This is a genomic window from Actinoplanes sp. DH11 (assembly GCF_020873875.1).
In the GTDB taxonomy this organism is placed as follows: domain Bacteria; phylum Actinomycetota; class Actinomycetes; order Mycobacteriales; family Micromonosporaceae; genus Actinoplanes.
In genome coordinates, this window is sequence record NZ_JAHWGU010000004.1 from 191,246 (window position 1) to 203,378 (window position 12,133).

General features: G+C 71.8%; 10 protein-coding genes. 3 read left to right on the forward strand and 7 right to left on the reverse strand.

The features are described from left to right. Positions 1 to 262: 262 nt before the first annotated feature. Entirely contained in the window at positions 263 to 400 is a 138-nt protein-coding gene (locus tag LPA41_RS08025; protein ID WP_229069305.1) for a hypothetical protein, read from the reverse strand. Between the two features lie 264 nt (positions 401 to 664). Here LPA41_RS08025 and lexA point away from each other — a divergent pair, with 264 nt between their 5' ends. Then, positions 665 to 1,456 carry a transcriptional repressor LexA gene (gene lexA, locus LPA41_RS08030; protein WP_229069306.1) on the forward strand — a complete coding sequence of 264 codons (792 nt, stop codon included), beginning with the start codon at positions 665 to 667 and terminating at the stop codon, positions 1,454 to 1,456. 365 nt (positions 1,457 to 1,821) lie between these two features. On the opposite strand, the gene LPA41_RS43225 is transcribed toward lexA, so the two are convergent. Together LPA41_RS43225 and hflX are read right to left on the reverse strand one after the other, a co-directional pair. Beyond that, positions 1,822 to 4,059 carry a hypothetical protein gene (locus LPA41_RS43225; protein ID WP_374238124.1) on the reverse strand — a complete coding sequence of 746 codons (2,238 nt, stop codon included), beginning with the start codon at positions 4,057 to 4,059 and terminating at the stop codon, positions 1,822 to 1,824. A gap of 90 nt (positions 4,060 to 4,149) precedes the next feature. Then, positions 4,150 to 5,562, reverse strand: a complete 1,413-nt coding sequence (gene hflX, locus LPA41_RS08040) for a GTPase HflX (protein ID WP_229069307.1) — start codon at positions 5,560 to 5,562, stop codon at positions 4,150 to 4,152. A gap of 152 nt (positions 5,563 to 5,714) precedes the next feature. Between hflX and LPA41_RS08045 the strand changes: the two genes are divergently transcribed. Continuing rightward, on the forward strand, positions 5,715 to 7,175 hold the full coding sequence (locus LPA41_RS08045) for an NAD-dependent malic enzyme (protein ID WP_229069465.1): 1,461 nt from the start codon (positions 5,715 to 5,717) through the stop codon (positions 7,173 to 7,175). Between the two features lie 15 nt (positions 7,176 to 7,190). Here LPA41_RS08045 and LPA41_RS08050 read toward each other — a convergent pair whose 3' ends face one another. Genes LPA41_RS08050 through miaA form a run of 3 tightly spaced genes read right to left on the reverse strand, consistent with a single transcriptional unit; the run spans position 7,191 to position 9,816 of the window. Beyond that, on the reverse strand, positions 7,191 to 7,940 hold the full coding sequence (locus LPA41_RS08050) for a glycerophosphodiester phosphodiesterase family protein (protein ID WP_229069308.1): 750 nt from the start codon (positions 7,938 to 7,940) through the stop codon (positions 7,191 to 7,193). Continuing rightward, complete coding sequence (dapF, locus tag LPA41_RS08055; RefSeq protein ID WP_229069466.1) at positions 7,940 to 8,770, reverse strand: diaminopimelate epimerase; 831 nt, start codon at positions 8,768 to 8,770, stop codon at positions 7,940 to 7,942. The genes LPA41_RS08050 and dapF overlap by 1 nt, the downstream gene beginning before the upstream one ends. Positions 8,771 to 8,796: 26 nt before the next feature. Further along, entirely contained in the window at positions 8,797 to 9,816 is a 1,020-nt protein-coding gene (miaA, locus tag LPA41_RS08060; RefSeq protein ID WP_374238125.1) for a tRNA (adenosine(37)-N6)-dimethylallyltransferase MiaA, read from the reverse strand. A gap of 67 nt (positions 9,817 to 9,883) precedes the next feature. Between miaA and LPA41_RS08065 the strand changes: the two genes are divergently transcribed. Then, positions 9,884 to 11,092: a DUF349 domain-containing protein gene (locus LPA41_RS08065; RefSeq protein ID WP_229069310.1), complete on the forward strand. Its 1,209-nt coding sequence runs from the start codon at positions 9,884 to 9,886 to the stop codon at positions 11,090 to 11,092. Positions 11,093 to 11,157: 65 nt separating this feature from the next. Here LPA41_RS08065 and LPA41_RS08070 read toward each other — a convergent pair whose 3' ends face one another. Beyond that, positions 11,158 to 12,126 (reverse strand): threonine/serine dehydratase, encoded by a 969-nt coding sequence (locus LPA41_RS08070; protein WP_229069311.1) that lies wholly within the window; start codon positions 12,124 to 12,126, stop codon positions 11,158 to 11,160. Between the last annotated feature and the right edge of the window lie 7 nt (positions 12,127 to 12,133).

Genomic DNA, 12,133 nt, shown 5'->3' on the forward strand with positions numbered 1-12,133 from the left:
ACGGTGTGTGGATAACCGGGGAGAGGGAAACCCAACCTGTGGATAACTTGCATCCATGTAACCACTAGATGTTGGGGTAGACGCTATGCCCCGGCGGACGCGGACGCAAGCCAAGCGGTGTGCCGACGCGCCGCGATTTAAAGCTCACCACCAGGGGTGATGTCACGATCACTCACCGAAGCCGATGGACGCGGTGCGACGCGCCGGTGAATCGGACGAGCCACCCGACGGATGACCATCGAGGGACAGTTAACGGCGCAGGTCAGCCCTGCGAAGCCGACGTGAACAACACGACACTGGCGAGCACCGCGAGCACCAGGTAGACACCGAGAAGAACCATCCGGCCACGCCGGGTCAGCCGCACGGGCGGCGCGGCGTGTCGCATCCCACTGGAAACCATGTCGACCCCTCCTCGCCCACTGGCTTGTGGACACCAGTTCTATAGAACGCCCGTACGACGGTCTATCAGAACACGCGTACGGAAGTCGAGCCCCGACGCGCGACACGCCGGGAAAAGCTCGTACAGATGTTTGAATATGTCGCATCTCCCTATTACGGTTCTGGGTCAAGAGGGGTCAGCCGGGCAGATGCCATCCCCACAGCGTCGGTCCGGCTCCGCGACGCACCACGTGCCGACAGGCACTGGCCGACAGGGAGGGCGGACGTGTCGACCGACGACCGGACGAGCGAGCAGCAACCGACGAGGAAGCCCGAGGCCGGTAACGCCCCGGCGGCCATCCGGCGCCGCACACCGAGCCGGGCCCGCAGCGCCGACGCACCCCAGCTGCGCTCGGTCACACCGATCGGGCACGTCCCCGAGGCCGTCGCCCCCGACCTCACCGCACGCCAGCGCCGCATCCTCGAGTTCATCCGCGACTGGGTGGAGCGTTACGGATACCCGCCGAGCGTGCGCGAGATCGGCGAAGCGGTCGGCCTGGTCTCCCCCTCCAGCGTGGCCTACCAGCTGAAAGCCCTGGAGAGCAAAGGCTACCTGCGACGCGACCCGAACCGGCCGCGCGCCGTCGACGTCCGCGTCCCCGGCGAGATGGTCGACGACGAGGCGTTGCGCGCCGCCCGCCCGCAACCGGCGTACGTGCCTCTGGTCGGCCGGATCGCCGCCGGTGGCCCGATCCTGGCCGAGCAGTCCGTGGAGGACTTCTTCCCCCTCCCGCGCGAACTGGTCGGCGAGGGCGACGTCTTCATGCTCGAGGTCAAGGGCGAGTCGATGATCGACGCGGCCATCTGCAACGGCGACTGGGTCGTGGTGCGCCAGCAGCACACCGCCGAGGCCGGCGACATCGTGGCCGCCATGATCGACGGCGAGGCCACGGTGAAGAGCTACCGCCAGCGCGACGGCCACGTCTGGCTGATGCCGGCGAACCCCGCCTTCGACCCCATCCCCGGCGACGACGCCACCATCATGGGCAAGGTCGTGGCGGTCCTGCGCCGGGTCTGACCCTTCAGCGGGGTACGGGTGACCGCCCGCACCCCGACGCATCGAGGGCCGGCCCCCAGGACCGGCCCTCGGCCATGGACTCACCATCGCCGGAACACCCGCGCCGGACGGCAGACGACCGGGCTGCGCGGAGCGGTTCCCGGCAGTTGCCTTGCGGCTGCCGCCAAAGGTTCCGCCCATCCGGCGGCGGCTGCCACCGCTGGCCACGGTCCTCCGGCCGGCGGATGTCACCCGTTGGTTCCAGCTATCCAGCGGCCGGTCACTACCGTTGGTTCCAGCCATCCAGCGGCCGGTCACTACCGGTGGTTCAGGTCCATCCGGCGGGCGGCTGCTAGCGGTAGTTCCGGTCCTCCGGCGGGCGGCTGCTAGCGGTAGTTCCGGTCCTCCGGCGGGCGGTTGCCGCCGTAGACGCCCGGCCGCTGGCCGGGACCGCCTTTGCCGGGGCCGCCCTGCGGCGGACCGCCCTGGGGGCCGCGGACGGGACCCTGCTGGCCGCCCTTCGGCCCCGGACCCTGCTGGCCGCCGCCTCTGGGACCAGGCCCCTGCTGGCCGCCACCCCGGGAACCGGCCCCCGGCTGGCCGCCACCCTTGGGGCCGGGGCCCTGCGGGGCGCCACTCTGGGGAGCGGGCCCACCACCGTAGACGCCGCCACCAGCACCGCCACCGCCACGCGGCGGCTGCTGCCCGCGCCCGGGCTGCTGCGGGCCTCGCGGACCACCCTGCTGGGGACCGCGCGGGCCGCCCTGAGGTGCGCCCTGCGGACCGCGCGGCTGCTGCGGACCACGCGCGCCGCCACCCTGCTGCGGACCACCGCGGCCGGGCTGCGACTGCCCGCCGCCACCGCGCGCGGGCTGGGGCTGGGCGCCGCCACCGCGGCCGGGCTGGGACTGCGGGCCCGGACCACGGCCGGGCTGCTGCTGCGGGCCCGGACCACGACCGGGCTGAGACTGCGGGCCGGGACCGCGACCGGGCTGAGACTGCGGGCCGGGACCGCGACCGGGCTGAGACTGCGGGCCGGGACCGCGACCGGGCTGAGACTGCGGGCCTCGCTGACCACCCTGCTGGGGTCCGCGCGCCGGTTGCTGAGGGCCACCGGGCTGCGGCGCGCCGACGGGCTGACCACCAGATTTCTGACCACCGGGCGGCTGACCACCGGACTTCTGACCACCAGGCTGCTGGCCGCCGGGCTGCGAGCCGCCGGGCCGGCGGTACTGGGCGTTGCCCTGCGCCGCGCCGGCCGGGACTCCGCCGTAGACGCCGTTGCCGCCGCGCTGGGGGCCGGCGGGCGCCGGGCCGCCGCCGCGCTGGGGGCCGGGGGCGCCGGGTGCCGGACCGGACTGGGCGGCCGCGCCGTAGACGGGAGATCCGCCGCCGGGGCGGCCGTAGGCGGCTGCCCGCTGCGGCAGGCCGCCGACGCCGATGAGTTCGGTCTCCGGGTCGCCGGTGTTGAGCCCGCCGGGCAGGTCGTCGGCCTCGGCCGCCGCGATCGCGGCCGGTGACTTGCGGAAGCGCACGATGCCGAAGACGCCGGCAGCGACCAGGATGAGGCCGAGGCCCCCGATGCCGGCGACGAACCAGGTCACGTCGTCGACGGTGAGGTTCGAGTACCAGGAGCCGCCGGAGGAGTCCTGCCCGGACTTCGCCGAGACCGCGGCGATCTCGGTGGCGGGCGTGTACTCCCGGATGTTGTTGGCCGTCTCCTTGTCACCGTTCATGTCGGAGACGGTGAGGAAGAGGCGGCCGTCCGTGCTGTACGAGATCGACTCGCCGAACGGCTCGTTGGGCAGGCCGGTCGTCCGCGGCTCGTTCTTCAGCGCGGCCACCACGTCGCCGTTCTTGACATCCCATTCAAGGGCGTCGGTGTACGTGCGGAGCGCCACCTTGTCACCGCCGGGCGCGACCGCGCCGCCGGTGATGGTCCGGTTGCCGATGCGGGCCACGGCGTTGCCGGCGGTCTCGGTCGGGTTCACGGAGAGCTCGGCCACCCGGGTCATCGCCACACCGTCGGTGTTCTTCGCCACGAGCGGGCCGGACGGCTTGTAGACGCCGGCGGTCGCGCCGATCTCCTTGGTGATGACGAGCGGCAGGCCGTCGCCGTCGATGAGCAGCGCCTCGGCGTCGTGCGCGTCGCCGTCGGGGTAGCTCATCCGGTAGAGGGTCGGCTTCTTGGAGCCGTCGGCCGCCATCTTCCAGACCGCGATGTTCTTGCGCGGCTCGCCCTTCTTGTCGCGGGCCACGTTGTCACCGATGTCGGCGATCCAGAGTGTCTTGCCGTCCGCGGAGAGGATCAGGTCCTCGGTGTCCCGCGGGCCTTCCCCGCTGTACTCCTGGGTCTCGACGACCGCGCACTTCTTGTTCAGGAAGAAGATCTCGCGCTTGGCGCTCTCCTCGGTCCCGTCGTCGATGACGACGTAACCGGTCTTGGTCGCCACGAGCCCGGAGATCTCGTCGAGCCGGGGGTCCGTGATCTTGCAGAGTTTCTTGCCGGGGGTCGCCTTGGCACTCACCGTCGGCGCGGGTGTCGGGTCCTCGGCGGACGCGCTTGAGGAACCGACCATCACGAAGCCCGTGGCCACGATGATCGAGAAGACGAGACGCCGCATCCGCACAGTGTCGCATGCGGCGCCGCCCCTGGGTATTACGTGTGGATCACCGCTGGTGAGAGCGATCTCAGAGCCATCGAAGCCACCTGTTCAGAGCCGGAATCCGCCGAGTTCGGCGGCGAGTTCCTCGTCCACCCGGACACGCAGCTCGGTGCCGTCGTCCAGATGGCGTGACGCCAGCACCTGACCGGACCGGTGCACCTTGGCCACCAGGTCACCCCGGTCGTACGGCAGCAGGATCAGCATGTCGACGGCCGGCCTGGGCAGCCGGTCGGCGATGGCCGCATGCAGCTCGTCGATGCCCACACCGGACCGGGCCGACACGAACACGGCGTCCGGCCATGCCCGCTTGAGGCGAAGGAGCGTCTCTTCGTCGGCCGCGTCGACCTTGTTGACCACGAGCAGCTCGGGGATCCGGTCGGCGCCGACCTCACCCAGCACCTCGCGGACGGCACTGACCTGACCCTCCGGGTCCGGGTGGCCGCCGTCGACGACGTGCACCACCAGGTCGGCGTGGGCGACCTCCTCCAGCGTGGAGCGGAACGCCTCCACGATCTGGTGCGGCAGGTGCCGCACGAAGCCGACCGTGTCGGAGAGGGTGAAGACACGACCGTCCTCGGCGGCGGTGCGCCGGGTCGTCGGGTCGAGCGTGGCGAACAGGGCGTCCTCCACCAGCACGCCGGCCTGGGTCAGCCGGTTCAGCAGGCTGGACTTGCCGGCGTTGGTGTAACCGGCGATCGCCACGGCCGGGACACCGCTGGCGGCACGGCGGGACCGTTTGGTCTCCCGTACCGTCTTCATGGACTTGATCTCACGCCGCAGTTTGGCGATCCGGGTGTTGATCCGGCGACGGTCGGTCTCGAGTTTCGTCTCACCGGGACCACGGGTGCCGACACCGCCGCCACCCGCACCGCCACCGGCGCCACCGCCCTGGCGGGACAGCGAGTCGCCCCAGCCGCGCAGTCGTGGCAGCAGGTATTGCAGCTGGGCGAGCTCGACCTGCGCCTTGCCCTCCCGGCTCTTGGCGTGCTGGGCGAAGATGTCGAGGATCAGCGCGGTCCGGTCGACGACCTTGACCTTGACCTGTTCCTCGAGCTTGCGCAGCTGAGACGGGGAGAGCTCGCCGTCACAGATGACCGTGTCGGCGCCGGTGCTGACGACCACGTCACGCAGTTCGTCGACCTTGCCCCGGCCGATGAAGGTGGCCGCGTCCGGCTGTTTGCGCCGCTGGATCAGGCCCTCGAGCACCTGCGATCCTGCGGTCTCGGCCAGCGCGGCGAGCTCGGTGAGCGAGTTCTCCGCGTCGGCGACGCTGCCCTCGGTCCAGACGCCGACCAGCACCACTCTTTCGAGTCGGAGCTGCCGGTACTCGACCTCGGTGATGTCGGTGAGCTCGGTGGAGAGACCGGCCACCCGCCTGAGCGAGTGCCGCTCCTCGAGCTCGAGCTCGCCGGTTGTGAGATCCGGCTCGTCAAGGACCGGTGTCTGGTACGTGTTTCGCAAAAGTTACCTCCTACGCCCGATCGTGGCACGTCACGAGGGCGAGCGCACCCACATAACCGTGGCTGACTCATGAGTAACCACCGCAGGGGCATCGACTATTCCGCAAGAGCGACAATGCGGTGAACTCACCCACCAACGTCGGAGGGACCACCGTGGTGACCACCCGCCTGCCCAGTGCAGGATTCTCGATCACGATCCGTATCGCTGTGACCGCGGACGCCTCGTCCATCGGCCGCCTCACCACCTGCGTCGGTGAAGCCGGGGCGATCGTGACCGCGCTGGACGTGGTCGATTCCGACGCCACCCACGTCATTGTCGACCTGACCTGCGACACCGCCGACTCCGCGCACGCCGACCAGGTGGTCAAGCAACTCGAGGACCAGGACGGGGTCGACGTCCGCAAGGTCTCCGACCGCACCTTCCTGCTGCACCTGGGCGGCAAGATCGAGGTCAACTCGAAGGTTGCTCTGCGTAACCGGGATGAGCTGTCCCGGGCGTACACCCCGGGTGTGGCGCGGGTCTGCATGGCGATCGCCGAGAACCCGGCCGACGCCCGCCGCCTCACCATCAAGCGCAACACGGTCGCCGTGGTCAGCGACGGCTCGGCCGTGCTCGGCCTGGGCAACATCGGCCCGGCCGCCGCGATGCCGGTGATGGAAGGCAAAGCGGCGCTGTTCAAGCGGTTCGGCGGCGTGGACGCCTGGCCCGTGGTGCTGGACACCCAGGACACCGACGAGATCGTGGCGATCGTCAAGGCGATCGCCCCGGCCTACGGCGGGATCAACCTGGAGGACATCGCGGCGCCGCGGTGCTTCGAGATCGAGGCCCGGCTGCGTGAGCTGCTGGACATCCCGGTCTTCCACGACGACCAGCACGGCACGGCGATCTGCGTGCTGGCCGCGCTGACCAACGCGCTGCGGGTGGTCGGCAAGCGTCTCGAGGACGTCCGGGTGGTCGTCTCCGGTGCCGGTGCCGCCGGCACGGCGATCATGAAGCTGCTGCTGCGGCAGGGTGTGGGCGACATCATCGCGTACGACCGGAAGGGCGCCCTGCACCGTGGGATGCCGGACATGTCGGAAACTTGGCAGTGGCTGGCCGAGCACACGAACAAGGACGACTACTCCGGTGACCTGCCGGGCGCGATCGTCGGCGCGGACGTCTTCATCGGCGTCAGCGCCCCGAACCTGCTGACCGGGGACGACATCGCCAAGATGGCCGAGAAGTCGATCGTCTTCGCGCTCGCCAACCCGGACCCGGAGGTCGACCCCCGGGAGGCCCGCAAGCACGCCGCCGTCGTGGCGACCGGCCGGTCCGACCAGCCCAACCAGATCAACAACGTGCTGGCGTTCCCCGGGGTGTTCCGCGGCATGCTCGACGTGAGCGCCGAGGGCTTCACCGAGGAGATGGCCCTGGCTGCGGCCCGGGCGATCGCCGACGTCGTGGGTGAGGACAAGCTCAACCCCACGGTCATCATCCCGAGCGTCTTCGACCAGCGGGTCACCCCGGCCGTGGCCGCCGCCATCCGCGCGGTGGTCCGGGGCGTCCCGGCACCGAGCAACCCGGCCGCGACCCCGGAGTCCGAGCTCGACCAGGCACCCGAGGGCATCTTCTAGCCCGGCGGCGCGACGTCAGCGACGGAGGTCGGTCCAGCCGGTCAGTTCACCCACGTAGTCGGTGATCAGGCCGGCCGCACCGGCCTCCAGCAGGGCGCCCCACTGGGAACGGTCGTTCGCCGTCCACGGCATCACGCCCACGCCCGCGTCGCGCAGCTCGGCCACCATGCCCGGGCCGGTCAGCACGTCGTCCACCGGCGGGTTGCAGAGGACCACGCCGAGCTCCCGGGCCTGGGACACCGTCTCCGCGTCGAAACGGAACAGCAGCAGGCCACGCCGCAGCTCCGGGGCGACCTCGCGGGCCTTGCGGACCACGTCCGGGTCGAAGCTCTGGATCACCGAGCGGTCCAGTACGTCGTACTCGGTGAGCTGGGCGATCACGGCCTTGACCTCGTCAAGCGTCGCCGGCGACTTGATTTCCACGAGGAGTTCGGCCGGTGCGTCGCGGAGCAGGTCGAGCACGGCCGCCAGCGACGGCACCCGGACACCGGCGAAGGCCGGACTGAACCGGACACCGGCGTCCAGCTCGGCGATCTCGTCCCAGCGCAGGTCCCAGATCCGGCCGCGACCGGTGGTGGTGCGGTCGACGGTCCGGTCGTGGATCACCACGGGCACGCCGTCGGCGGTGACCCGCACGTCGAACTCGACGATCGTGGCGCCGGCCCGGACCGCGGCCTCGAAGGCGGGCAGCGTGTTCTCCGGCGCGGCCGCCGCGTAGCCCCGGTGGGCGACCCGGTGCGTCGTCCCCGGGCCGTGCCGGAGCATCAGAGCACCGTGCCGGAGGCGACGAGCACCGCCGGGCCCGCGAGCCACCAGGCGCCCTCCGCGTCGGCGGTCACGGTCAACCGGCCACCCGGCAGGTCCACGGCGATCGAACCAGTCGTGCGGCCCGCGTCCCGCAGGGCGACCGCACCCACGGCGAGCGCGCCGGTGCCGCAGGACAGCGTCTCGCCGGAGCCGCGCTCGTGCACCCGCATCCGGACGTGACCGTCGGCGCCGTCGACCGGCTCGGCCGGCTCGACGAACTCGACGTTCACCCCGTGCGGGAAGACCCCCGCGTCGAACAGCGGCTCCCGGGTCAGGTCCAGCGACCCCAGGGTCACCCCGTCGTGCAGGCCGCAGACGAGGTGCGGGTTCCCGCAGTCCACCGCGACGCCGGGGACGGTGAGTGCGCCGACGGTCGCGGTGCTTCCCGCGTACACCCTCGGGGTGGTCATCCGCACCCGGATCGTCTCCGCGCCCACCACGGCGACCATGATCCCGGCTCGCGTCGCCACCGGCAGGCCCGTCGGGCCGGGCGTGGCCAGGCCGTTCTCCAGCAGGAACCGGACGAAGACGCGGACGCCGTTGCCGCACATCTCGGCGAGCGAGCCGTCACTGTTCCAGTAGTCCATGAACCACTCGGCCTCACCGGCGAACCCGGCGGCCTCCGGGTGCTTGGCGCTGCGCACCACCCGCAGCACGCCGTCGCCGCCGATCCCCCGGCGCCTGTCGCAGAGCGACGCGACGAGCTCCGGCGTCAGCTCCAGCTCGCCGTCGGGGTCGGGCAGGACGACGAAGTCGTTGCCGGTGCCGTGACCCTTGGTGAAACGCAGACCCTTGGTGAGAAGCACGCCGCCCATCATCGCGCAACCGCCAGCGCATCGGCCAGCAGCGTCGGCGCGGCCGCGTCCAGCCAGGTGATCGCGGGATCGCGGCGGAACCAGGACCGCTGCCGGCGGACGAACCGGCGGGTGCCGCGGACCGTGTCCTCCTTGGCCTGCTCCTCGGTGAGTTCGCCGTCGAGCTGGGCGAGCGCCTGCTGGTAGCCGAGGGCGCGCGAGGCCGTCCGCCCCTCCCGGATGCCGGCCAGGCCGCGCACCTCGTCCACCAGACCGGCCGCCCACATCAGGTCGACCCGCAGCGCGATCCGTTCGTCCAGCTCGGCGGTGTCCCGGTCGACGCCGATCTGCACGGCGTCGTAGACCGGCTTCGGGTCGGGCAGAGCCGCCGTGAACGGCTGCCCGGTCAGCTCGATCACCTCGAGGGCACGGACGATCCGGCGGCCGTTCGAGGGCAGGACCTTCGCGGCCGCCGCCGGGTCGCGCGCCGCGAGCTCGCCGTGCAACCGCGCCGGGCCCTCCGCACGGAGCCGCTCCTCCAGCCGGGCGCGGATCACCGGATCGGTGCCCGGGAACTCGAAGTCCTCCAGAACCGCGCGCACATACAGACCGGAACCGCCGACCAGCAGCGGCACCCGTCCCCGGTCCAGGATGTCGTCGATCGCCGACCGGGCCAGCCGCTGGTACTCGGCCACCGCCGCCGGCTCGGTGACGTCCCAGATGTCGAGCAGGTGGTGCGGCACGCCGTCACGTTCGGCCTCGGTGAGCTTGGCGGTGCCGATGTCCATGCCGCGGTAGAGCTGCATCGAGTCGGCGTTGACGACCTCACCACCGATTTCCTGGGCGAGGGCGATGCTCAGCGCGGACTTGCCGGCCGCCGTCGGGCCGACGACGGTGACCACACGATGACCTGCTCGGAACGGCACCGGCCAACCGTAGGACACCGTTGTGTCACGGTCGTTGGCGGGAGCTTTCCCCTGACCGGGTTGGACCTGTGACAATGCGCGAGAAAGAATGCCCGTGGGAAGGTTGGCATTCACTGCGCTGTGGCGGTGGGCGTGGGTCCCGTTTCGGGGCCGGCGACGCCGGGAGAACGAGGATGAGCTGATGAACGACTGGACGGCCTTCGGGCGCGTGGATGCCGACGGCACCGTGTACGTGAAGACCGCCGAGGGCGACCGGGTGGTCGGCTCCTGGCAGGCGGGCACGCCGGAGGAGGGTCTGGCGCACTTCGCCCGCCGATTCGCCGACCTGGTGACCGAGGTCGACCTCGTCGAGGCTCGCCTCAAGTCGGGCGCGGCCGACGCGGCCCACTCCCTGAGCAGCGTCAAGCGCCTGCGCACCACGCTCGACGAGGCCCACGTGGTCGGCGACATCGACGGCCTGAGTGCCCGGCTGGAACGCCTCGCCACCCTCGCCGAGGAGAAGGCCGGCGAGGCCCGGGCGGCCCGCGAGGTGGCCCGCACCGAGGCCCTGGCGCGCAAGACCGCCCTCGTCGAGGAGGCGGAGAAGATCGCTGCCGAGGCGACGGGCTGGAAGTCGGCCGGCGACCGCCTCAAGGAGATCCTCGACGAGTGGAAGACGATCCGCGGCGTCGACAAGAAGACCGACGGCGAGCTGTGGAAGCGGTTCGCGACCGCACGGGACGGCTTCACCCGCCGCCGTGGCGCGCACTTCGCAACCCTTGACGGCCAGCGCAAGCAGGCACAGACCGCCAAGGAAGAGCTGGTCACCGAGGCGGAGGGTCTTGCCGACTCGACCGACTGGGCGGCGACGGCCAACCGGCTCAAGGAGCTGATGACCGAGTGGAAGGCGGCGCCCCGCGCTGCCAAGGAGGCCGAGCAGCGCCTCTGGGAACGCTTCCGGGCCGCGCAGGACGCGTTCTTCACCCGGCGCAGCGAGGTCTTCTCGGCGCGCGACGCGGAGTACCAGGGGAACCTGGAGAAGAAGCAGGCCATCCTCGCCGAGATCGAGGCCCTAGACGTCGACGCGGACGCCCGCGCCGCGCAGAACCGCCTGCGTGACGCCCAGGCCGCGTGGCACGACGCCGGCCGGGTGCCGCGCGAGGCGGCCGCCTCGCTGGACCGTCGCTGGCGGGCCGCCGAGGAGCGCATCCGGGTCGCGATGGACTCCGCCTGGCGCAAGACCAGCCCGCAGGACAACCCGCTGCTGCGTCAGATGCGCGAGCAGGTCGCCGAGGCCGAGCAGCGCCTCGCGCGCGCCCAGGCCGCCGGTGACGCCCGCCGGATCAAGGAGGCCGAGCAGGCACTGGCCTCGAAGCGGCAGTTCCTGTCCCTCGCCGAGCAGGCGAACTGAGCTACGGGGCTCGGTGAGACATCAGAAGGCGGCGGGCCGACCGGCCCGCCGCCTTCTCGCATCAGTCACGCTGCCGGCTCCGGGCACTCCGTCAAGGTGGACAATTCGGTCGCGTCGGCGTTGCCGCCGGTGCAGACGACGGCGACCCGGCGGCCGGTGAAACGGTTCGGATGGGCCAGGACGGCGGCCAGGGCTGCGGCGCCGGCGCCCTCGGCCAGGGTGTGCGCGGCGGTGGCGAGCAGGCGACGGGCCTCGGTGATCCGCTCGTCGTCGACGAGCAGGAAGTCCGCCAGCCGGCCGGCCATCATCCGCTGCGGCAGGGCGTACCCGCGACCGGTGGCCAGGCCGGCGGCCCGGGTGCGGTTGGGGCGCCCGACCAGGGTGCCGGCGTGCCAGGAGTCGTGGGCGGCCGGCGAGGCGGCGGACTGGACGGCGTACACCGCGCAGTCCGGCGCCAGCTCGCCGGCGACCAGGGCAGCCGCCGCCGCGCCCGTGCCGCTGCCGACCGGGACCACCATCGCGTCCAGGTCCGGGCACGCTTGAAGGATCTCCAGGTAGAGGGTGCCCACCCCGGCCAGCAGTTCGGGCGTGTCACCGGGGCTGATCAGGCGGGCGCCGGTCCGGTGGGCGAGGTCACGGGCGTACGCCTCCGCCTCCTCTAGGCTGTCGCCGGACCGGACCGCCCGGGCGCCCCAGCCCTCGACCGCCGCCGCCTTCCACCCGGGCGTGGCCGCCGGCATGATCACGGTGCAGGTGGCGTCGAAGACCCGGCTGGCCCAGGCGAGGGACTGCGCGTGGTTGCCCGTCGAATAGGTGACGAGACCACGCCGCCGCTCGGCAGGCGTCATGCCGGCCAGCAAAGTCAGCCCTCCACGGATCTTGAACGCGCCGACGGGCTGCGTGTTCTCGTGCTTGACCAGCACCGTCGCTTTCGCGATCCGGTCCACCAGCGGGTAGGACCAGAGCGGGGTGGGCGGCAGGTGAGCTGCGATCACGGATCGGGCGGCGTGCATGTCGGCGAGGGTCGGTTCCATACCGTCG